Consider the following 21,397-nt stretch of genomic DNA (forward strand, 5'->3'; position numbering starts at 1 on the left):
ACACCGCCCGGGTTCAGCGCAGTTCCTGGATGCGGATCTGGTTGCCGGCCGGGTCGCGGAAGGCGCAGTCGCGGACGCCGTACGGCTGCTCGGTGGGCTCCTGGACGACCTCGGCGCCACCCGTGCGAGCCCTCTCGAAGGTGCCGTCGAGGTCCTTGGTGGCGAGGAGGATCCACCCGTAGGTGCCCTTGGCCATCATCTCGGTGATCGTGCGGCGCTCCGCCTCGGTGATGCCGGGGTCGACGGCCGGCGGCGCCAGCAGCAGGGAGACGTCGGGCTGGTCGGCGGGGCCGACCGTGATCCAGCGCATCGCGCCCTGCCCGACGTCCTTGCGCACCTCGAAGCCGAGGACGTCCCGGTAGAAGGCGACTGCCGCGTCCGGGTCGTCGTGCGGGAGGACAGTGGTGTGAATGCTGAGGTCCATGCCCGTCACGCTAGCCGTCGCCGGTGACCGACGCTTCTCGGTTCGTGGCTCTCGCGGAGGGCCTGCCGTCAAGCCCGCGGGTAGCGCGCCAGCCACCCCGGGGACGAGCCCGCCGGGCCGTGCAGGGCCGGGCCCTGGGTCATCTCCATGGCGAAGTCGTCGGCCAGTTCCAGGATCGTCGGGCGGCCCTCCAGCTCGGCCAGCCAGGCGGGCGGCAGCGCCGTCTCGCCGTGCAGGGCGCCGAGCAGTCCGCCCGTCAGGGCGCCGGCCGCCGCGGAGGGACCGCCGTGATTGACGGCGAGCCGCAGCCCGTGCCGTACGTCCTCGCCGACGAGGGCGCAGTACACGGCGGCGCCGACGAGCCCTTCCGCGGTTCCCTCCCCGATCAGCTCGCTCACGCGTTCCGCCGTCGGCAGCCCCTGCCTCACCGCGCCCAGCGCGTGCTGGAGGGCCTCGGCCACGGGTTCGTGTCCCGGACGGGCGGCGAGCAGGGCGAGTGCCCGCTGCACCGCGGCGTCCAGACTGTCCCCGCGCGCCAGTCCGTGCACGATCACGGCGTACGCGCCCGCCGCCAGGTAGCCGTCGGGGTGGCCGTGGGTCTGCGCCGCGCACTCCACGGCGAGCTGGGCGACCAGCTGCGGTTCCCAGCCGACCAGCAGCCCGAACGGCGCGGAGCGGGCGGCGGCCTCCGCACCGCGCTCCCCGGGGTTCTTCGGCGCCTGGGGCGTGCCCATCGTCTCGTCGCCGAGTCCGAGCAGCAGCGCCCGGGTCGCGTCCCGGCGCGCGTACAGCCACTCCTCGCGGGCCAGCCAGCCGTCCTCCTTGCGCCGCAGGTCGGGCCCCCAGTCGCGCTGGGTGGCGGCCCAGCGCCGGTACGCCCGGTGCAGGTCGGTCGGCGGGTGCCAGGCGCCGGTGTCCCGGCGTACCTGGGCGCGGATCAACCCGTCCACGGAGAACAGCGTGAGCTGGGTGAGGTGGGTGACGGCGCCGCGCCGGCCGTAGGCGGGCGCCGGGTCGGTCAGGCCCTCCGCGCCGTGCGCCCGGCGGACGCCGTCGAGGTCCAGCCGGTCGACGGGGGCGCCGAAGGCGTCGCCGACGGCCACGCCGAGCAGTGTCCCGCGTACCCGGCTGCGGAAGTCCTGCTGCTCGGCGCGCCCCCAGACGGCACCGGCTGTCGCGTCCACCCGGACCTCCCTTCGCCACCGACGCGGTCCGTACGTACGACGTCCAGCACTGTATTCGAACGACGGCGGCCGGTTCAGGACCGCAGCGGTGTGGAAACGTTCACGTGCCGTCGGGCCGGTCGGTGCGCGCGTCGCGGCAGCAGCGGACGAAGTCCTGGACTACGGGAGTGTCGTCGTCGGCGGGGGCCCAGGCGACCGCGACCCGGCTGGGGCCGACCCCGGTGAGGGGACGGTAGACGACACCGGGCCGGGTGTAGAAGCGGGCGGCGGACTCGGGGGCGAGGGCGATGCCGTAGCCGTTGGCGATCGCGGTGAGCCAGTCGTCCGGGCGCTCGGTGACGGCGCCGACGCGGACCGGGTGGCCGTCTCGCTCGTCAGCGGCCAGCCAGTACTCCCGCCAGCGGCCCGTCTCGGGCGGGGCCGTGACGAAGGGCTCGTCCCACAGTTCGCGGAACGCGATCGTCTCGCGGGCGGCCAACGGGTGGGTCTCGGCCAGTGCGACGCAGCGGGGTTCGCTGAACAGAGGCAGCACCCGCAGTGCTTCCTGGCCCGGGAACGGCAGGCGCACCAGCGCGACGTCGACGTCCGAGTCGGCGAGTCCGGCCGAGGGGTTCGACCAGGCGGCCTGCCGCATGTCGGCCCGCCAGCCCGGCCGGCGCCGGGCGAACTCGGCGACGATCGGTTGTGTCGCCTCGTTGGCGGCGCTGGCGAGGAATCCCACCCGCAGGACACGGGCCGCCCGGCTCGCGGCGGACCTGGTCTCGCGCAGCGCCGCATCCCACCCGGCCAGCAGGGCGGGGACCCGTCGCGCCAGCGTCCGCCCCGGTTCGGTGAGGGCCATGCCGGTCCGCGACCGGGTGAAGAGGTCCACGCCCAGTCCTGCCTCCAGCCGCCGGATCTGCTTGGTCAGCGCGGGCTGGGAGACGTACAGCCTCTCGGCGGCCCGGGTCAGGCTGCCCTCCTCGGCCACGGCCGCGAAGCAGCGCAGCAGACGCGTGTCGACATCCATGCCATCAGGTTATGGGTGCAGGTATTGGACGTCGCGGGAACCCGCGGCGAGGCTGGTGGTGGCCCTCGGAAGAACGGCCGGAAGGAGCCCGCCGTGTCCACGGCTCATGTGATCGTCACCGTCGTCGCCGTCATCGCCAATGCCGGGATCGCCCTCGCGGACCTGAGGCGGGCGCGGTTCGTCCTCGCCAACTCGGCCGAGGTGGAGGTGCCCGCGTCGTGGCTGCCGGGGCTCGCGGCGCTCAAGGCCGCCGGGGCCGCCGGGCTCCTCGTGGGCCTCCTGGGCGTCCGGCCCCTCGGCGTCGCCGCCGCGGCCGGCCTCGTCCTCTTCTTCGTCGGCGCGGTCGCCGCGCACATCCGCGCGCGGGTCTTCCACAACATCGCGTTCCCCATCGGGTACCTGGCCCTGAACGCGGCCGTGCTGGTCCTGGCGACCATGTGAGCCGGAAAAGCGTGAGCACTCGGGTGGGATCTGTCCTCTGGCCGCTCATTTGAGGTGCTGGAGGACACTTTCCGGCTGAGTGTTCACGTCGAGGGCCGCCGGGCCGCCGGGGGGCGGGTCGGACTCCTCAGGCAGGCCGGACGTCAGGGTTCGCTCCACGGCGCTGGTTCGTGGCCCTTCGGCGGCGGAGCGACTCGCGGTAGGCGTCGGCCAGCGCGTCGAGGTCCTTGCGCCGCTCGTTCCGCAGGTCGCGCGCCTCCTCGGTCGCGGGATCCATGAGGTGACCGAGCGGATCGACACGGCGCCGGAAGCCGACGCTCTCCCACAGCGGGTCGGCGGCGATGACGGCGCTGCAACCGTCGGCCAGGGTCCAGATCGCCTCGGAGACGAGGACCGGGCCCAGGCCGAAGCCCCGCCACGCCTCGTCGAGGCGTACGTCGAAGAGGACGAGGAGGTCCCCGTCGGCGGAGGTCACGGCGTCCCGGAACTCCTGGCGGTAGCCGCCCCCGCCCAGGTCGTAGACGCCGAGGACCAGGTTGGACAGGCCCGCGTCATGGCTCTCCGCGTCGGCGAACGGGAAGGGACTGAACCGGTCGTCCATCCGCATGCGGAACAAGCGCACCGACCCGATGTCGTCCTGGACGGTCCGCGTCGCCGACCACTTGGGGCGGTCCAGGAAACGGTTCGGCCAGATCGTCACGTGCCATTCGTCGAAGCCGTTCCGGTCTCCTGCCGAGCTGACGAAGTGCCAGGAGCGGTACTCCAGGTTCAGGCGGCGCGGATCGCCCGGCAGCTCGTCGACGGAACGCTTCGAAGAGATCACGTCTCGGACCCTACCCGCCCCGGGCGCACCGGACTTCGCCATAGTGCTCCCATGGCCAACACCCAACGCACCCTGCCCCTCGCAGCCACCGCCCTCACCGCGGTCCTCGCCCTCTACATCACCCTGGTCGCTTTCGGGAACATCACCGACTTCGGCACCAACCAGCAGTTCGTGCGTCACGTCCTCGCGATGGACACGACGTTCAAGGACGACGACCTGATGTGGCGGGCGATCACGAACGAGGGCGTCCAGGACGCCGCGTACGTCGCGATCATCGCGTGGGAGACGGTTTCGGCGTTCGTGCTGATATACGCCACCTGGCTGTGGATACGCCGGGACCACGCGGCCGCGCGGCGCATGACCACCTACGGCACTCTCATGCTGATGCTGCTCTTCGGCGCCGGGTTCATCGGGATCGGCGGGGAGTGGTTCTCCATGTGGCAGTCGGCGGACTGGAACGGGCTGGACGCCGCGACCCGGATCTTCCTGATCAGCGGGGTCGTACTGATCGTCGCCCAGCTGACGCCCGGCGAGGCGGACGCTAGCCGACGACCATGACCTTCGTGCCGGACGTCGCGAAGGCCCAGACCGCCGCGCCGTCCGCCTTCCGCAGCCGTATGCCGCCCGTCTTCGTACCGGAGGCGGGCGGAGGGGGCGAGGAGCCGTCGACGGCGTTGGAGAAGGCGACGGAGACGCCGTCCTCCTGGGCGAAGTAGACGATCTGCTCGATCTGCACACCGTCGGAGCCGGTCGTGGCCCCCTCGGTGCGACTCCCGACCGTGTAGGTGCCCGGGCCGGGGCTGACCGTGCCCGGCCACACGGTGAACGTCCGCCGCGCGGCGTCGCTCGCGTCGACCAGCCAGACCCGCTTCTGGTCGAGGGAGTACACGATGCGACGGCCGGTGCCGGAGCCGTCGGGTACCGGGGCCGGCGCGGTCTCCTCGGGCGACGGCTTCGCGTCCGCCGTCGCCGACGGGCTCGGCCTGGTCGCCACGGCGGTGGGATGGGGTCCCTGGTCCGCCTGCACGGCCAGGACGCTCACCGCCGCGATCGCCCCCACGGTCAGACCGGAGACCCAGGCCCATGAGGGAAGTCGGGCTGGCACGGGCACGCATCTCCTCAGCTACGAGAACCCCGAACACACCGGGGGTCCGATCATCCTACTGTGACGGTTCCGCGTGCCCGGCCCCGCTACCGAGCCGTCAGCCCGCTCCCCGGGAGGCCCGCCACATCGTGTGCTCGCGGCTGATCGCCTCCTCGGCGTCGGAGACCTCGCCCGCCCAGGCCTCCTCGTCGGCATGGGTCAGCCGCTCATGGATCACGCTCAGCTCGGTGGCGGCGAAGGTGTAGGCGCGGCCGAGCGTCTCGTGCTGCCGGACGGCGAGCCAGGCCGAGCCCGCACCCAGTACGGCGGCGAGAATGCCCGCCAGGTCGAACGTGAAGAGTTCGAGCAGCCGCAGGACAGCGGCCGTGAGGCCGAGCCCCTCGACCCCGATGAGCACGAAGCGCCATCGGCGCGCGTTGCGGACGTTCGATGCCGCCTTCGCCGTGTACCACCGCTGCTGGTCCTCGATCCGGTGCCGCAGGTACGCCTCCTTGCGGTCGGCGAAGGACCGCGAGCGGAGGGTGTTCATGGCATCGGTGACCGCGATCGACCCCACGGGCGCGAGGCTCGAAACGGGGGCCTCCCTCAGCAGCTCCCCCAGCCGCCGCTGGAAGCGGCGGTGGGCGTCGGGCCTCGGCAGGTCGGCGGGGAAGGGGGCTCCTCCCACCGCGAAGCGCCAGGCCAGCGTCTTCGTGGACTCGGCCAGCGCCCTGCCGTCGTACCAGGACTGTTCGGGGCGTTCCGTCAGCAGCCAGACCTCGGCGCAGATGGTCAGCACGAAGACGACCACCAGGCCCACGACGGCCGCCCGCTGGTCGAGCGCGCCGCACACGGCTGCCGCCACGGCCAGGGTGAGCCGGAGCTTGGTGCCCCGGATGTAGTTCCGCTGCCCGCCCAGCGAGGCGGAATCCGAGGACCGGAACACCACCGGAAGATCGTCGTCCCGCAGACCGTGCGACGCGCTGCTCACCCGTGGCTCCCCCGACACTCGCAAGATTGACCGCCAACTATGTATTCTCGCGCCTTTTTTGACGTCAGGTCACATAATCGACGAGGTCACGCGGCCGGGCCGCCGCACACGAGGACGGGGGACCACTCATGCGCCGGCCGACGGCGGGACCCTCTGGTCGGCCACCGAAGGCGGGGGGCTCATGTCCTGGGACACGTCCACGGACGCCTGGACCGGGCGGCCCCGGCGCACCGCTCAGTCCAGTACCGGCAGCAGCTCCGGCAGGTGACCGTCCGACGCCGTCGCCGCCCGCTGCCGCTCCTCGGGCACCGGTCCGTACAGCGTGGTCCGGGGCTTCGCCGGGCGGCCGGCCGCGTCCGCGACCGCGATCAGGTCCTTGACCGACTTGTACGAGCCGTACGACGAGCCCGCCATGCGGGAGATCGTCTCCTCCATCAGGGTCCCGCCGAGGTCGTTCGCGCCGGAGCGGAGCATCTCCGCCGCGCCCTCGGTGCCCAGCTTCACCCAGCTCGTCTGGATGTTGGGGATGTGGGGGTGGAGGAGGAGACGGGCCATCGCCGTCACCGCGCGGTTGTCGCGCAGGGACGGGCCGGGCCTCGCGATGCCCGCCAGGTAGACGGGTGCGTTGGTGTGGATGAAGGGCAGCGTGACGAACTCGGTGAAGCCGCCGGTGCGCTGCTGGATGCCGGCGAGGGTGCGCAGGTGGCCCAGCCAGTGGCGGGGCTGGTCGACGTGGCCGTACATCATCGTGGACGAGGACCGCAGACCCAGTTCGTGGGCCGTCTCGATGACCTCGATCCAGGTCGCCGCGGGCAGCTTGCCCTTGGTCAGGATCCAGCGGACCTCGTCGTCGAGGATCTCCGCCGCGGTGCCGGGGATCGAGTCGAGGCCCGCCTCCTTCGCCGCGGTCAGCCACTCGCGGATCGACAGGCCGGTGCGGGTCGCGCCGTTGACGACCTCCATGGGCGAGAAGGCGTGCACGTGCATGCCGGGGACCCGCTCCTTGACCGCCCTCGCGATGTCGAAGTACGCCGTGCCGGGCAGGTCGGGGTGGATGCCGCCCTGCATGCAGACCTCGACCGCGCCCACGTCCCACGCCTGCTGGGCGCGGTCGGCGACCTGATCCAGGGAGAGGGTGTAGGCGTCGGCGTCGGTGCGGCGCTGGGCGAAGGCGCAGAAGCGGCAGCCGGTGTAGCAGACGTTGGTGAAGTTGATGTTGCGGGTGACGATGTAGGTGACGTCGTCGCCGACGACGGACCTGCGTACGTCGTCGGCGACCTTGCACAGGGCGTCCAGGGCCGGGCCGTCGGCGTGCAGCAGGGCCAGCGCCTCGTCGTCCGTGAGCCTCGTCGGGTCGTCGGCGGCCGTGGCCAGGGCGGCGCGTACGTCGGTGTCGATGCGCTCGGGTGCCATGCCGGGTGCCGCCGCCTCGCGCAGGGCGCCCCAGTCGCCGTACACCTCGTCGAAGTCGTCGCGGCGGTCCGACGTACGGCCCTCGGTGTCGATCGTGGTGTGCAGGTCGGTGCGGCCGGTGGCGGTGAACACCTCGTCCGGTTCCTGCCAGGGGTGGCCCTCGACGGTCGCGTCCTCGCGGGCCAGGCCCGTGGCCGGGTCGGCGAGGGCCGTCACGTGCGGGCGCAGGCGCGGGTCCAGCCAGGGCTCGCCGCGCCTGACGAACTCCGGGTAGACGCAGAGCCGTTCGCGCAGTTCGAAGCCCGCGGCGCGGGACTTCTCGGCGAGTTCGTCGATCTGCGGCCAGGGGCGTTCGGGGTTGACGTGGTCGATGGTGAGCGGGGAGACGCCGCCCCAGTCGTCGATGCCCGCGCCGATCAGGCGCTCGTACTCGGCGTCCACCAGATTGGGCGGGGCCTGGAGGCAGGCGGAGGGGCCCATGATGTGCCGGGCGACGGCCACCGTGGCGACCAGTTCGTCCAGCTCCGCGTCCGGCATGCCGCGCATCGCGGTGTCGGGCTTGGCGCGGAAGTTCTGGATGATCAGTTCCTGGATGCCGTGGTAGGCGCGGGAGACCTTGCGCAGCGCGAACAGGGACTCGGCGCGCTCCTCGTAGGTCTCGCCGATGCCGATCAGCAGCCCCGAGGTGAAGGGGACGGAGGAGCGGCCCGCGTCCTCCAGGACGCGCAGCCGGACGGCCGGTTCCTTGTCCGGGGAGCCGTGGTGGGGGCCGCCGGGCTCGGACCACAGGCGGGTGGCGGTGGTCTCCAGCATCATGCCCATGGAGGGCGCGACGGGCTTGAGCCGCTGGAAGTCCGTCCAGGTCATGACGCCCGGGTTGAGGTGCGGGAGGAGGCCGGTCTCCTCCAGGATGCGGATCGAGATCGCCCGGACGTAGGCGATCGTGTCGTCGTAGCCGTGCGCGTCGAGCCACTCCCTGGCCTCCGGCCAGCGGTCCTCGGGCTTGTCGCCGAGGGTGATGAGCGCTTCCTTGCAGCCGAGGGCCGCGCCGCGCCGGGCGATGTCGAGGACCTCGTCCGGCGACATGAACATCCCGTGCCCGGCGCGGCGCAGCTTGCCGGGGACGGTGACGAAGGTGCAGTAGTGGCACTTGTCCCGGCACAGCCGGGTCAGCGGGATGAAGACGCTCTTCGAGTACGTGATGACGCCGGGGCGCCCGGCGGCCTGGAGGCCCGCGTCCCGGACCCGGGCGGCGGACGCGGTGAGGGCGTCCAGGTGCTCGCCGCGCGCCTGGAGCAGCACGGCGGCCTCGGAGACGTCGAGGGCGACGCCGTCCCGGGCGCGTTTGAGGGCGCGGCGCAGGGAGTTCTCGGTGGGGCCCGTCGAGCCGGTTCCGGGGGTCGCGGAAGTCGTCATCCTTCGAGCATACGAGCGGCATGATCGAAGCGCCGGGGGCCGTCCCGTCCCCCACCGCGTCCGGCCGGGCGCGCCCACCCTCCGGTTTCCGGCCCGCTATGCGCCCACCCCCTTTTCTTGCACGGGAGTTCACGGCTCAATACCAGGGTTGCACGCACCACCCCTGCACCACCCATGCCAGTCACTCACGACACCTTGGGAGCAGCAGCATGTGCGAGGACGACCACGCCGGGATCGGCAGACGCGCGGTGTTCGTGACGGGAGCGGCCGCGGCGCTTACGTTGGGGACCGTGAGCTTCGCATCGGCGGCACCCCGGGAGCGGCGGACGAGAACGGTGCGGGGCACGCTGCCCACCGGCTCGCCCGACTTCGTGTACGTCCCCGTCGAAGTGCCCTCCGGGGTCCGGGAGATCCACGTCGCCTACACCTACGACCGGCCCGCCGTCCCGGCCGGCACCGCGGGCAACGCCCTCGACATCGGCCTCTTCGACGAGCGCGGCACCGACCTGGGTGGCCGGGGCTTCCGGGGCTGGTCGGGCGGGGCGCGCACCGAGTTCTTCGTGCGGGCGGACGACGCGACACCCGGGTACATCCCGGGCCCGGTGCGGCCGGGCACGTGGCACGTCGCGCTCGGCCCGTACACGGTGGCGCCGCAGGGCCTGTCGTACGAGATCACGATCACGCTGACGTACGGGGAGCAGGACGAGGCCCCGCGTCCGGTGTATCCGCCCGAGCGCGCCAAGGGGCGGGGCCGCGCCTGGTACCGGGGCGACTGCCACCTGCACTCGGTGTACTCCGACGGCCGCTACACCCTCGCCGAGATCGCGCGGCTCGCGCGGGCGGCGGGCCTGGACTTCATCAACTCCTCGGAGCACAACACCCACGCGGCGCACGCGCACTGGGCGCCGGAGGCCGGGGACGACCTGTTGATCATGCTGGGTGAGGAGGTGACGACCCGCAACGGTCACGTCGTGGCCCTCGGCACCGATCCCGGCACCTTCGTCGACTGGCGCTACCGGGCCCGGGACAACCGCTTCGGCCGTTTCGCCCGGCAGATCCGCCGCGCCGGCGGGCTGGTCGTCCCGGCCCACCCGCACGCCACCTGCATCGGCTGCAACTGGAAGTTCGGTTTCGGGGAGGCGGACGCGGTCGAGGTGTGGAACGGGGCCTACACGCCCGACGACGAGGTGGCGCTGGCCGACTGGGACGGCATGCTGGTCGCCGCCGTGCGCGAGGGGCGCGGCGGGCGGGGCGGCGGCGACTGGATCCCGGCGATGGGCAGCAGCGACTCCCACCGCTCGCCGGACCCGATCGGGCGCCCGCAGACCGTCGTGCTCGCCGACGACCTGACCCGGGAGGCGATCCAGGAGGGCATCCGGGCCGGGCGGTCGTACGTCGCCGAGTCGGCGAAGGTGTCGCTGGCCTTCACCGCGTCCGGCGGCCGGGGCGAGCACGCCGGCATCGGCGAGCGGCTGCGCGTGGACGACGACACCCCGGTCACCGTCCGGCTGGAGGTGACGGGCGCCCCGCGCTGCACGGTCCGGTTCGTCACGGACCAGGGCGTGCTGTTCACCAGCGCCCCGCTGCCGGTGTCCGGCGCGGACGTCGTGGAGTGGCGCACGACCGCCTCCTACGCGGCGTACGTGCGGGCGGAGTTGCGGCACGAGGCGGCGGCGGGGCCGTTGCCGGGTGCGCTGGCGGCGTTCACGAACCCGGTTTTCCTGGGGCGTTGACCGCCTGACCGTCGTCCAGGTCGGCGACGACCGCCGCGTGGTCGGAGGGCCATACGCCGTCCACGGGGCCGTCGCCGGCCCTCCGCACGGCACGTACCGCGCCGAGGCCGCCCGGCCCGGGCGGTCCCACGTGGACGTGGTCGATCCGGACGCCCGGCACCGGCGGGTGAGGGATGTACGGGTTGGCCGCGTCCCAGGTGGCTCCCGGGGCCGCCGGGTCGGCGTGGTCCCACGCGTCGTGGAGCCCCCCGGCACGCAGGAGGCGGACCTCCGGCGACTTCGGAGGGGCGTTGAAGTCCCCGGTGACGACGGGCGGGAAGGCGGTGCCGTGCCGGTGCGCGGCGACGAATTCCACGAGCGCGGCGGCCTGCTCGCGGCGTACGGCGCGGGCGCGGGTGCCGGAGTTCAGGTGGACGGTGAAGAACGGGACCGGGTGGCCGGGCGCGTCCAGGCGGGCGTAGAACGCGAGCCGCCCGTCGTCGAGTTCCGCGGGCGCGGGCAGCCGCAGCGCCGCCCGCTCGGTCACCGGCCAGCGGGTGAGCACCGCGTTGCCGATGCCGACCGTGTCGTCCCCGATCCGCCGCTGCCACCGGCCGGGGGCCTCGGAGGCGGCGAAGGCGCAGTGCAGGCCGAGTTCGCCGGCCAGCCATTCGGCGAGGCCGGCGCCGTCGTCGGTGGACCAGACCTCCTGAAGTCCCAGGACATCGGGCCGCAGCTCCCTCAGCACGGCGAGGATCGCCTTCTGCCGCTCGGCCCAGGGTCCGAACCGCCACCACAGATTCCAGGTCACGACCCGCACGACCGCATCACCCGCCTCTCCGCCCGCACACGCTGTCTCGCTGAGGTTTTCCAGGGAAGATGGAGGCACACGAGTCGGGAGTGTGAACGAACGATGTCGATGTCGCCCAACACCGGGGAGCCGTCCGCACGGAAGCCGTCCGCACGGACGCCACCCGCCGGGAAGCCGCCCTTCGCCGAGCGGAAGTACCGAGCGGTCACGGCCTTTCAGCGCCGGCTCAACGCGGTGACGCGCCGCCTGCCGGGCCAGACCCTGCTGGAGACCACCGGCCGCGTCTCCGGCCTGCCCCGGCACACGCCGGTGGGCGGGCGCCGGGTCGGGGACTCCTTCTGGCTGGTGTCGGAGTTCGGCGAACGCTCCCAGTACGTCCGCAACATCCGGGCCGACCCGCGGGTACGGGTACGCATCCGCGGTCGCTGGCACACCGGCACGGCCCACCTCCTCGCCGACGACGACCCGATCGCGCGTATGCGGCACCTCCCCCGGTTCAACAGCCTGGCGGTACGGGCCATGGGCGTCGGGACGGGGCATCTGACCGTGCGGGTGGACCTGGAGGGTGGAGGGAGCAGGTGAGGGACCTGTGATCGGCGTCTCCCACGGCTGACGTGGTCGGCATGAACAAGGCAAACTGGCCTGGTTGCTCAGGATGTCTAGGGGGACGGCATGGACGGTGGACCGCGGGTTCCGGAGCAGCGGCATCCGGGAACCCCGGCGGAGTCCGAGGAGTCGGCCGCGCTGCGCTTCGGCGTGCTCGGGCCGGTACGCGCCTGGCGCGGTGAGGAACCGCTGGCCACCGGCTCCCCCCAGCAACGGGCCCTGCTGGCCGCCCTGCTGCTCCGCGAGGGCCGCACGGCCACCGCGGCCGAGCTGATCGACGCCCTGTGGGGCGAGGAACCGCCGTCGCAGGCACTGGCGGCGGTACGGACGTACGCGTCACGGCTGCGGAAGGTCCTGGACCCGGGCGTGCTGGTGAGCGAGTCGGGCGGGTACGCGGTGCGCCTGCCGGGCGAGGGGTCCCTGGACCTGGGAGTGGCCCGGGCCCTGGCCGCCGAGGCGGAGAAGGCCCGCGACCGCGGGGACCTGTGCCACGCCCGTGACGTGCTGCGCCGGACGCTGGCGCTGTGGGACGGCGAGGTCCTGGCGGGCGTACCGGGCCCCTACGCGGAGGGGCAGCGCGTGCGCCTGGAGGAATGGCGCCTCCAACTCCTCGAGACACGCCTGGACATGGACCTCGAGCAGGGCTGTCACGCCGAGGCGGTCTCGGAGCTGACGGCGCTCACCGCGGCCCACCCCCTGCGCGAGCGCCTGCGCGAACTGCTGATGCTGGCCCTGTACCGCAGCGGACGCCAGGCCGAGGCCCTGGCCGTCTACGCGGACACGCGCCGCCTGCTGGCCGACGAACTCGGCGTGGACCCGCGCCCCGGGCTCCAGGAACTCCAGCAGCGCATCCTCCAGGCCGACCCGGCCCTGGCCGAGCCGTCGGCGCCGGCGGAGGAGACGGCGCCCGCTCCGGTCCGCCCGGCCCAGCTCCCCGCCACGGTCCCGGACTTCACCGGCCGCACGGCCTTCGTCCGCGAGCTGAGCGACGTACTGGCCTCGGCGTCCGGGGACGGGCCGTCGGGCCGCGTCATGGCGGTCTCCGCGCTGGCCGGCATCGGCGGCGTCGGCAAGACCACCCTCGCGGTGCACGTCGCCCACCGGGCGCGGGGCGCCTTCCCCGACGGTCAGCTGTACGTCGACCTCCAGGGGGCGGGTGCGCGGGCGGTGGAGCCGGAGACGGTACTGGGCGCCTTCCTCCGCGCCCTCGGCACCGCCGACTCGGCCATCCCCGACTCCCTGGAGGAGCGGGCCGCCCTCTACCGCTCCGTCCTGGACGGCCGCCGCGTCCTCGTCCTCCTCGACAACGCCCGGGACGCCGCCCAGGTACGGCCACTGCTGCCGGGGGCGGAGGGCTGCGCGGCGCTGGTGACGTCCCGGGTGCGGATGGTGGACCTCGCCGGGGCGCACCTGGTCGACCTGGACGTGATGTCTCCCGAGGAGGCGCTGACGCTCTTCACGAAGATCGTGGGCGAGGAGAGGGTGGCCTCGGAGCGGGAGGCGGCGCTGGACGTGGTCGGGGCGTGCGGTTTCCTGCCCCTCGCCATCCGCGTCGCCGCGTCCCGCCTGGCGGCCCGCCGCACCTGGACGGTCTCGGTGCTGGCGGCGAAGCTCGCGGACGAACGCCGCCGCCTGGACGAACTCCGGGCCGGCGACCTGGCGGTCAAGGCCACCTTCGAACTGGGCTACGGCCAGCTGGAGCCGGCCCAGGCGCGGGCCTTCCGGCTCCTGGGGCTGGCGGACGGCCCGGACATCTCCCTGGCCGCCGCGGCGGCGGTGCTCGACCTTCCCGCGGAGGACACGGAGGACCTGCTGGAGTCCCTGGTCGACACGTCGCTGCTGGAGTCGGCGGCGCCCGGCCGCTACCGGTTCCACGACCTGGTGCGGCTCTACGCGCGCGCCTGCGCGGAGCGGGACGAGCATCCGCCGAGCGAGCGGGGGGCGGCGCTGTCGCGGCTGCTGGACTTCTACCTGGCGACCGCGGCGGGGGTGTACGCGATCGAGCGGCCCGGGGACCGCCTGGTGGACGACCTGGAGGCGACCGAGTATCCCGGCCTGCGTTTCGACGACGGCCAGTCGGCGCTGGACTGGCTGTACACCGAATCGGCGGCCCTGCTGGCGTGCGTGCGCCAGGCCTCGGGGACGGCCAGGCTGCGCCGGGCCGTCGACCTCCTCTGGGCGGCGCGCGACCTGGCCGAGTCCGGCGCGAACTCCCGCCAGTACGAGGCGACGGCCATGGCCGTGCGCGAGGCGACGCAGGCCGTGGGGGACACCCGTGCGGAGGGCAGGGCGCGTATCGCCCTCACCGGTTTCCTCCTGGTGTCGGGCCGCATCCAGCAGGCGTCCGCCGAGGCGCGTCTGTCCATGGAGTGCGCGGCCGCCGCGGCGGACCCCACCGCTGAGAGCTGGGCGGCCCAGGACCGCGGGCTCATCGCCCTGCACCAGCACCGGTACTCCGACGGCAAGAGGTTCTTCGACCAGGCCATAGACGGGTTCCGGGCGGCCGGTAACGGCCTGTGCGAAGCGACCGCCCTGTGCAATCTCTCGCGTGCGTACATGGGGATGGGCAACACCGCGAAGGCCGTCGAGTTCGCGCAGAACGGCCTGGCCGTCCACATCGAAGTCGGCAGCACCATGCGCCTGGCCAACGGCCACTACGCCCTGGGAGTGGCGTTGACGACGGCCGGCCGGCACATCGACGCCCTCGCACAGTTCTCGCGTGCCCTGACCATTTTCCTCGACCACAGGCAGCGCCTCTGGGCGGGATCGACCCACTTCAGGATCGCCGAGGCCCACATCGCCTCCCGCCGCCCGGCGCAGGCCGCGCAACACGCCGAACAGGCGCTCGCCCTCGGGTGCATCGGCGGCGACCGGATGCGCGGTCACGTCCTGAAGCTGCTCGGTCAGGCGCTGAGCGATCTCGGACAAGTGGACCGCGGCAGGGCGTGCTGGCAGGAGGCCCTCAACCTCTACGAGGCGAACGGCGCCCCGGAGGCCGATGCCGTGCGCTCCCTGTTGAAGCCCGCCACGGCGGCCTGAGGAGCGCGCGGCGCCGTACGGCGGCGGGCGTTCAGCATTCGTTTATCGGCGTCCGCCAGTCTCGTTCCTGTCACGCCGTCGCGTCGGGGGGCAGACGGGTGACCGGAGAGCCCACCGGTTAGTGTGCGGCTCCGAACGCCCGTCCGGTGGCCCTCGGGGGAGCTTCCGGACGGGCGTTCCGCACTCGTTGACCACCGCAGAGGAGCAAGCGCATGAGCGACAAGAAGGACGAAGCGACCGTCACGCCGCTGGACAACAACATGCCCACCCCGCCGGCGTCGGACGCGACGTTCACGACGCAGGACAACAACATGCCCTCGCCGCCGGCCAAGGACGCCATCACCACGATGGACAACAACATGCCGGCCCCGCCCGCCCTGGACCTGGACGGCGACGGCAAGTAGACCTTCCTCCACACGGGGATCGGCCGCGGCGGCGCGGAGGGGAGCCGCCGCGGCCGACGTGTGTCCGGGCGCCGGCGACGATGCCGCCGGCGCCCGGACTCATGTCGTGCGGGCCGTCCCCGTGCCCTTCTCCGCGTCCAGCGCGTACACGCAGCGGTCCTTGCTGCACGCGTACACGATGCCGTCCCGCACCACCGGCGAGCCGGTGATCTCGCCGCCGGTGGCGAGCTTCCAGCGGAGGCGGCCGTCGTCGGCCTTGAGCGTGTAGAGGAGGTGGTCCGTGGAGCCGAAGTGGATGCGGCCCTCGGCGACCGCGGGGGCGCCCACGATGTCGCCGCCCGCCTGGAAGCGCCACTTGGGGGTGCCGGTGACGGCGTCCAGGGTGTACAGGCCCTTGCCGCTGCCGACGTGGACGTGGCCCGCGGCGACGAGGGCCGGGTCGGTCGAGGAGCGGGCCTCGGTCGCGATGCGCCAGCGGTCGCGGCCGTCGGTGGCGTCGAGGGCGTAGACGGTGCCGAGGTAGTCGGCGAGGTAGACGCCGCCGCCGGTCACGGCCGGGCCCGGCACGAAGGCGGGCGGGGCGAGGAAGACGGCCGGGGCCTCGAAGTGCCAGCGGACGTGGCCGGTGGTGACCTCCAGGGCGAGGACGCGGGTGCCCGCGGAGACGTAGACGTAGCCGTCGGGGGCGTGGGCGACGCGGACCGGGACGCCGCCGCAGGAGGCGGCGTCGCCGATCGGGTACGACCAGCGCTCGTCGCCGGTACGGGCGTCCAGGGCGCGCAGCCGGGCGTCCTGCCAGACGTACACCGTGCCGTCGTGCAGGGCCGCGCCCGCCTCCGGGGACTCGAAGTCGGTCTGGCAGCCGGTCACTTCCCACAGCTTCTGGCCGCCCGAGGCCTCCCAGCCCTGGACGCCGCCGCCGCGGGTGGCGGTGACGACGGTGCCCCGCTCGGCCTGGAGCGAGTACACCCAGGCGTCGGTCTGTACGCGCCACAGGTCGGCGCCCTCGCGGGCGTCGAGGGCGAAGAGGGTCGGGCCGTCGGAGGCGTGGATACGGCCGTCCGCCACCGCCATCGACCAGGCCACGTCCCTGGTCTTGAAGCGGCGGCGTCCGGTGGCGACGTCCAGGGCGTGCACCTCGAAGGAGGTGACGTAGACCAGGTCCTCGGCGACGGACGGGGTGCCCCACACGTCGTTGGACATGCGGAAGCGCCAGGGGCGCCAGCCCGCCGGGGACGCCTCGGGGGGCGCGGTGGGGGCGGGCGGCGCGGCGGGGGCGGCGCCGTTGACGCCGGTGCGCGGGCGGGACCAGGAGGCGGCGAGGGCGGACTCCGGCGGGGGCGCCGCGACGGCGGCGGCGCGCATGTCGGCGACGCGCGGGCCGGGGCCGATGGGCACCGAGACCCCGGCCAGCCGGACGGGGCCGGCGTCGGGGGCGCCGACGGGTGCGGGCGGCGGCGCGTGCACGGGCGGTGCCGGTACGACGGGGTCGTGGGAGGGCGGGGGCGGCAGCGGGGGCGCGGGCACGCCGCCCCCCGAGCCACCGGCGCCACCGACACCGGCGCCGGCGCCGCCCCGGCCGCCGGCCGTCGTGGCGAGCTTGGGCGCCGGCCGGCCGCCCCGGCGGCTCTCGATCAGGCCCACCGCCCGCTCCGGCAGCCACGCCGACGCCGTACCGCTGTCGTCGGAGCCGGAGCCGAACAGGTGCGGGGCGAGCTGGGACTGGAGGTCGGCCGGGTTGGGGCGGGCCGTGGCCTCCATCTGCATGCAGGACTCGATGAGCGGGCGCAGCTCGTCGGGGAGTCCTTCGAGGTCGGGGCCCTCGCGCAGCAGCATGAAGACTGTCTCGACCGGATTTGCGCCGTGGAAGGGCGGGTGCCCGGTGGCGGCGAAGACCAGCATGGAGCCGAGCGAGAACACATCGCTGGCACCGGTGACGCTGCGGGAGTCCTTGGCCTGCTCCGGGGACATGTAGGCGGGCGTGCCGACGGCGACGTTCGTCATCGTCAGCCGGGTGTTCGAAACACCGGACGCGATGCCGAAGTCGATCACCCGGGGGCCGTCCTCGACGACGAGGACGTTGGAGGGCTTGAGGTCGCGGTGGACCAGGCCCGCTCCGTGGATCGACTGGAGCGCCTCCGCGACGCCCGCCGCCAGCCAGCGCACGGCCTGGGCCGGGAGCGGCCCGCACTCGTTCACTATCTCCTCGAGGGAGGGAGCGGGCACGTAGGCCGTGGCCAGCCACGGCACCGCGGCGCGCGGGTCAGCGTCGACCACCGCCGCCGTGTAGAAGCCGGAGACCGCGCGGGCCGCCTCCACCTCGCGCGTGAAGCGGACGCGGAACAGCTGGTCCTCCGCCAGCTCCGTCCGGACCGTCTTGATCGCCACACGCCGCCCGGACGCCGAGCGCGCGAGATAGACCAGCCCCATGCCGCCGGCACCGAGCCGGCCGAGCACCTCGAACGGCCCGATCCGCCGCGGATCGTGCTGCGTCAGCTGATCCACCACTTGCCTGCCACCTCCCCGTACGAGCCGCGCCACCCACATATGTACGCGACCGAAGTGCAGCGTCTCACCACCGCACCCGAGTGGCGGCACGCACCCCGATTCTTCCTGCCGGAAGCGCTGGTGGCGAACCTGCGGACAATCGGGGTGTGTCATCCCGATCCCGGGCAAAGACCCCTGGGCGACGCCCCCCAGAAGAAGCACCCTGGGCGAAGATCTCCTGGGAGAGGCCCTGCACCCGGGGGCCTCGGCTCAGCGCTGCAGCAGCGCGAACGACGCCCCCTGGCCGTCGGAGACCACGGCCACCCCTCCGTACGACGTCTCGAACGGAGGCACCCGCACCCGCCCGCCGAGCCGCGCCACCGCGCCGAGCGACGCCTCGACGTCCTCGGTGAGGAAGTGGACGAGGAAGTGCGGCGGCATCTCGGCGGGGAAGACGCCGGCGAGAGGGGCACGGCCGAAGTCGGGGTCGGCGTCCGGGCCGAAGAGGGCGTCGCGGAACAGGTCGCCGTAGAAGGCGTTGGCCGCCTCGGTGTCGCGGGTGTACAGCTCGGCCCAGGCGAAGGCGCCCGGCTCGTGCCGGCGTCCGAAGCCGGGATGCCGGTCCGGCTGCCAGAGGGCGAAGACGGCGCCGTCCGGATCGGCGGCGAGCGCGCTGGTGCCCTGGTCGCCCACCGGGTGGGGCGGGGTGACGATCTGGCCGCCGCCCGCCCGGATGCGCCCGGCCAGCGCGACGGCGTCCGGGGTGTGGAAGTACACGGTCCACACGGTGGGCATCCGGCCGTCCGTCTTGCGGACCAGTGCGGCGACGGGCTCGCCGTCCAGTCGCGCCCGTACGGCGCCCTCCTCCTGTTCGTCGAAGGTCCACCCGAAGAGCTCGCCGTAGAAGCGCTTGCCCGCTTCCACGTCCGGCAGCTGTGCGTCCACCCAGCAGGGGGCGCCCTCCGGGGGTTCCGGGCGCGCGGAAGCCCGCTCCGGACGAGCGGACGCCCTCTTCTCTGATGCCCCGTTTTCGGCCATGCCGTCAAAGTAACCGCGTCGCCCGCACCGCGCAGACCAGGCACACCAGCCTCTTCGCGCCCGTGCACCCCATTTGCAGTCGGCCGAATCGCGCTCCGATCACCCGTCGGTAAGCTGACGGCATGACAGGACAAGTGCGTACCGTCGACGGCCGCGTGGCCGGTCGACGTGGGCAGGCGACCCGGCAGAAACTGCTCGACTGCCTCAGCGAAATGCTCAGCTCCTCCCCCTATCGCGATGTCAAAGTCATCGATGTCGCCCGCAAGGCCGGCACCTCGCCCGCGACCTTCTACCAGTACTTCCCGGACGTCGAGGGCGCCGTCCTGGAGATCGCCGATCAAATGGCCGCCGAGAGTTCCGGGTTGGCCGAGCTGACGGCGGGACGCTCGTGGACCGGCAAGGCGGGCTGGCAGACGGCGCAGGAACTCGTCGACGGCTTCCTGGACTTCTGGCGGAAGAACGACGCGATCCTCCGCGTCGTCGACCTGGGCGCGGCCGAGGGCGACAAGCGGTTCTCCAAGATCCGCATGAAGGTCCTGAACTCGGTGAACTCCTCCCTCACGGACTCCGTCGCCGAGCTCCAGGCCAAGGGCAAGGTCGACAAGGACGTGAATCCCGCGGCGATCGCCGGTTCCCTGGTCGTCATGCTGGCCGCCGCCGCCTCGCACCAGAAGGGCTTCTCCTCCTGGGGCGTCAAGCAGGCCGAACTCAAGCCCAGCCTCGCGCTGTTGACGTACCTCGGCGTCACGGGCAAGAAGCCCGCCAAGTAGCGCCCTGTCGCCGCAGTCGCCCCGTCGCCTCCCGCACTACGCCGGCAGTGGCCGGTCCCGCACCACGTGCTTCATCACCAGCGTCGACGTCAGCCGCAGCACCCCGGGCAGGGTCGCGAGCCGCTCGTCGTAGAGCCGCTGGTAGGCCGCCAGGTCGGCGGCGACCACGCGCAGCAGATAGTCGGGCTCCCCGAACAGCCGCTGCGCCTCCAGCACCTCCCCCACCTCGCTGACCGCCCGCTCGAACTCGGCGACCGTGTCCCGGTCCTCCTGCCGCATCGACACGAAGACCAGCGCCTCGAAGTTCAGGCCCACCGCGGCCGGGTCCACCACCGCACGGTAGCCACCGATCGCCCCCGACCGCTCCAGCTCGCGCAGCCGCCGGTGACACGGCGAGACGCTCAGCCGCACCCGCGCGGCCAGTTCGGTCACGGTCAGCCGCCCGTCCTGCTGAAGCTCGGCAAGAATCTTCCGGTCGATGTCGTCCACGGGGCATATTCTTCCACGCAAGCGACTGACCAGGGGAAACTTCGGGAACACTTTCGGGGCGTCTGCTCCTAACCTTCCCGTCATGGACTCCGGACTTCTCCTCTCCTTCCTCGCTCTGGACCTGCTGCTGGTGTGCGTGCCGGGCGCGGACTGGGCGTACGCCATCGCGGCGGGACTGCGCGAGCGGTCGGTGACGTGGGCGGTGGGCGGCCTGGTCGCCGGGTACGCGTTGCACACGCTGCTGGCGGCGGCGGGGCTGGCGGTCCTGGTCGCCGGGTCGCCGGGGCTGCTCACGGTGCTGACGGTGGCGGGAGCGGCGTACCTGGTGTGGCTGGGGTGGGGGGTGCTGCGGCGGCCCGGCACTCCCGGTGCCGCGCGGGACGACGGCCCGGCCACCGCGGAGGGGGGTTCCCGCACCCGGGTCTTCCTGCGCGGTGCCACGATCAGCGGGCTCAACCCCAAGGGCCTGCTGCTCTACCTGTCCGTACTGCCGCAGTTCCTGGTCACCCGGGGTGCGCACCCGCCGGTGCCCGTGCAGACTGTCGTCCTGGGGCTGCTGCACATGGCCTGCTGTGCCGCCGTGTACCTCACGGTGGGTGTCGCCGCCCGTGCCGTCCTGGGCGCCCGGCCGGCCGCCGCCCGCGCGGTCACCCGTACGTCGGGGGCCGCGATGCTGGGCATCGGCGCGTTCCTGCTGGTGCAGCGCCTGGCGCTGACCTGATTCCGGCGGGCGCTCCACGAGGGGAACAGCCGCCCGCCCGGCCGGTGTTGAGGAAGCGAACGACACCCGTACCCGCTGGAGGAGACCGGAATGGCCCTGACCCGCGAAGAGCGTGAGCAGTTCCTGGCCGAGCCCCACATCGCCGCGCTCGCGGTGGACGCGGGAGCGGACCGCGCCCCGCTGACCGTGCCGATCTGGTACCAGTACGCGCCCGGCGGCGACGTCTGGATCATGACCGGGCTGGACAGCCGGAAGAATCAACTGATCAAGGCGGCGGGGCGGTTCACGCTGATGGTCGACCGGCTGGAGCCCACCATCCGGTACGTGTCGGTGGAGGGGCCGGTCGTCGAGACGGTCGCCGCCACGGAGGAGGACCTGCGGGAGATGTCCGCCCGCTACCTCCCGGCCGACAAGGTCGACGGCTACGTCGCCTTCGCCTCCGCCGAACACGGCGATCAGGTCGTCGTCCGTATGCGGCCCGAGCGCTGGGTCTCCTCGGACCTCGGCACGGTGTGAGCGTCCGCCACCCGTGACA

General features: G+C 73.3%; 20 protein-coding genes. 9 read left to right on the forward strand and 11 right to left on the reverse strand.

The genetic code is table 11. The annotated features are described in order from the left end of the window. Positions 1–13: 13 nt before the first annotated feature. From ACLIN4_RS15065 to ACLIN4_RS15075, 3 genes are all read right to left on the reverse strand, one after another. The gene (locus tag ACLIN4_RS15065; RefSeq protein WP_289908152.1) at positions 14–424 is read right to left on the reverse strand and encodes a VOC family protein; all 411 of its coding nucleotides are present in this window, start codon (positions 422–424) and stop codon (positions 14–16) included. A 68-nt stretch (positions 425–492) separates the two neighbouring features. Further along, positions 493–1,608 (reverse strand): ADP-ribosylglycohydrolase family protein, encoded by a 1,116-nt coding sequence (locus ACLIN4_RS15070; protein ID WP_107478693.1) that lies wholly within the window; start codon positions 1,606–1,608, stop codon positions 493–495. Positions 1,609–1,708: 100 nt separating this feature from the next. Beyond that, complete coding sequence (locus tag ACLIN4_RS15075) at positions 1,709–2,617, reverse strand: LysR family transcriptional regulator (protein WP_107478692.1); 909 nt, start codon at positions 2,615–2,617, stop codon at positions 1,709–1,711. Positions 2,618–2,710: 93 nt separating this feature from the next. On the opposite strand from ACLIN4_RS15075, the gene ACLIN4_RS15080 reads away from it, so the two are divergent. Next, complete coding sequence (locus ACLIN4_RS15080) at positions 2,711–3,058, forward strand: DoxX family protein (protein WP_381912514.1); 348 nt, start codon at positions 2,711–2,713, stop codon at positions 3,056–3,058. A 127-nt stretch (positions 3,059–3,185) separates the two neighbouring features. Here the strand turns inward: ACLIN4_RS15080 and ACLIN4_RS15085 are convergent, their stop codons facing one another. Then, entirely contained in the window at positions 3,186–3,881 is a 696-nt protein-coding gene (locus ACLIN4_RS15085; RefSeq protein WP_411575890.1) for a hypothetical protein, read from the reverse strand. Between the two features lie 51 nt (positions 3,882–3,932). Here ACLIN4_RS15085 and ACLIN4_RS15090 point away from each other — a divergent pair, with 51 nt between their 5' ends. Further along, positions 3,933–4,439 carry a DUF2165 domain-containing protein gene (locus ACLIN4_RS15090; protein ID WP_381941673.1) on the forward strand — a complete coding sequence of 169 codons (507 nt, stop codon included), beginning with the start codon at positions 3,933–3,935 and terminating at the stop codon, positions 4,437–4,439. Here the strand turns inward: ACLIN4_RS15090 and ACLIN4_RS15095 are convergent. The 3 genes from ACLIN4_RS15095 to ACLIN4_RS15105 all read right to left on the reverse strand — a co-directional run bounded on the left by ACLIN4_RS15095 (position 4,423) and on the right by ACLIN4_RS15105 (position 8,785). Further along, positions 4,423–4,986, reverse strand: coding sequence for a hypothetical protein (locus ACLIN4_RS15095; RefSeq protein WP_179342558.1), 564 nt, complete (start codon positions 4,984–4,986; stop codon positions 4,423–4,425). The two genes, ACLIN4_RS15090 and ACLIN4_RS15095, sit on opposite strands and share 17 nt — an antisense overlap. A 97-nt stretch (positions 4,987–5,083) precedes the next feature. Next, positions 5,084–5,956, reverse strand: a complete 873-nt coding sequence (locus tag ACLIN4_RS15100) for a DUF4231 domain-containing protein (RefSeq protein WP_107478687.1) — start codon at positions 5,954–5,956, stop codon at positions 5,084–5,086. Between the two features lie 234 nt (positions 5,957–6,190). Beyond that, a complete protein-coding gene (locus ACLIN4_RS15105) occupies positions 6,191–8,785 on the reverse strand; it encodes a bifunctional FO biosynthesis protein CofGH (protein ID WP_107478686.1) in 2,595 nt (864 codons plus the stop codon). A 209-nt stretch (positions 8,786–8,994) separates the two neighbouring features. On the opposite strand from ACLIN4_RS15105, the gene ACLIN4_RS15110 reads away from it, so the two are divergent. Then, complete coding sequence (locus tag ACLIN4_RS15110; RefSeq protein WP_107478685.1) at positions 8,995–10,518, forward strand: CehA/McbA family metallohydrolase; 1,524 nt, start codon at positions 8,995–8,997, stop codon at positions 10,516–10,518. Here ACLIN4_RS15110 and ACLIN4_RS15115 read toward each other — a convergent pair. After that, positions 10,490–11,317: an endonuclease/exonuclease/phosphatase family protein gene (locus tag ACLIN4_RS15115; RefSeq protein ID WP_289908146.1), complete on the reverse strand. Its 828-nt coding sequence runs from the start codon at positions 11,315–11,317 to the stop codon at positions 10,490–10,492. The two genes, ACLIN4_RS15110 and ACLIN4_RS15115, sit on opposite strands and share 29 nt — an antisense overlap. A gap of 93 nt (positions 11,318–11,410) precedes the next feature. Between ACLIN4_RS15115 and ACLIN4_RS15120 the strand changes: the two genes are divergently transcribed. The 3 genes from ACLIN4_RS15120 (at position 11,411) to ACLIN4_RS15130 (ending at position 15,357) form a co-directional block, all read left to right on the forward strand. Continuing rightward, positions 11,411–11,890: a nitroreductase family deazaflavin-dependent oxidoreductase gene (locus ACLIN4_RS15120; RefSeq protein ID WP_179342557.1), complete on the forward strand. Its 480-nt coding sequence runs from the start codon at positions 11,411–11,413 to the stop codon at positions 11,888–11,890. Between the two features lie 90 nt (positions 11,891–11,980). After that, positions 11,981–14,953, forward strand: a complete 2,973-nt coding sequence (locus ACLIN4_RS15125) for an AfsR/SARP family transcriptional regulator (protein ID WP_107478683.1) — start codon at positions 11,981–11,983, stop codon at positions 14,951–14,953. Between the two features lie 212 nt (positions 14,954–15,165). Then, positions 15,166–15,357 (forward strand): hypothetical protein, encoded by a 192-nt coding sequence (locus ACLIN4_RS15130; protein ID WP_100049540.1) that lies wholly within the window; start codon positions 15,166–15,168, stop codon positions 15,355–15,357. Positions 15,358–15,456: 99 nt separating this feature from the next. Here the strand turns inward: ACLIN4_RS15130 and ACLIN4_RS15135 are convergent, their stop codons facing one another. Both ACLIN4_RS15135 and ACLIN4_RS15140 read right to left on the reverse strand, forming a co-directional pair. Then, entirely contained in the window at positions 15,457–17,865 is a 2,409-nt protein-coding gene (locus ACLIN4_RS15135; protein ID WP_411575891.1) for a PQQ-binding-like beta-propeller repeat protein, read from the reverse strand. Positions 17,866–18,114: 249 nt separating this feature from the next. After that, positions 18,115–18,882: a VOC family protein gene (locus tag ACLIN4_RS15140; RefSeq protein WP_411575892.1), complete on the reverse strand. Its 768-nt coding sequence runs from the start codon at positions 18,880–18,882 to the stop codon at positions 18,115–18,117. A 134-nt stretch (positions 18,883–19,016) separates the two neighbouring features. On the opposite strand from ACLIN4_RS15140, the gene ACLIN4_RS15145 reads away from it, so the two are divergent. Beyond that, positions 19,017–19,652, forward strand: coding sequence for a TetR family transcriptional regulator (locus tag ACLIN4_RS15145; RefSeq protein ID WP_100049298.1), 636 nt, complete (start codon positions 19,017–19,019; stop codon positions 19,650–19,652). Between the two features lie 36 nt (positions 19,653–19,688). On the opposite strand, the gene ACLIN4_RS15150 is transcribed toward ACLIN4_RS15145, so the two are convergent. Then, positions 19,689–20,141: an Lrp/AsnC family transcriptional regulator gene (locus ACLIN4_RS15150; protein WP_107479914.1), complete on the reverse strand. Its 453-nt coding sequence runs from the start codon at positions 20,139–20,141 to the stop codon at positions 19,689–19,691. An 82-nt stretch (positions 20,142–20,223) separates the two neighbouring features. Here ACLIN4_RS15150 and ACLIN4_RS15155 point away from each other — a divergent pair, with 82 nt between their 5' ends. Beyond that, the gene (locus tag ACLIN4_RS15155; protein ID WP_107479913.1) at positions 20,224–20,862 is read left to right on the forward strand and encodes a LysE family translocator; all 639 of its coding nucleotides are present in this window, start codon (positions 20,224–20,226) and stop codon (positions 20,860–20,862) included. A gap of 90 nt (positions 20,863–20,952) precedes the next feature. Next, positions 20,953–21,378, forward strand: coding sequence for a pyridoxamine 5'-phosphate oxidase family protein (locus ACLIN4_RS15160; RefSeq protein WP_100049301.1), 426 nt, complete (start codon positions 20,953–20,955; stop codon positions 21,376–21,378). Positions 21,379–21,397: the final 19 nt, after the last annotated feature.

Origin of the sequence: Streptomyces mutabilis (genome assembly GCF_046628145.1) — a bacterium.
Classification (GTDB): Bacteria; Actinomycetota; Actinomycetes; order Streptomycetales; family Streptomycetaceae; genus Streptomyces; species Streptomyces mutabilis.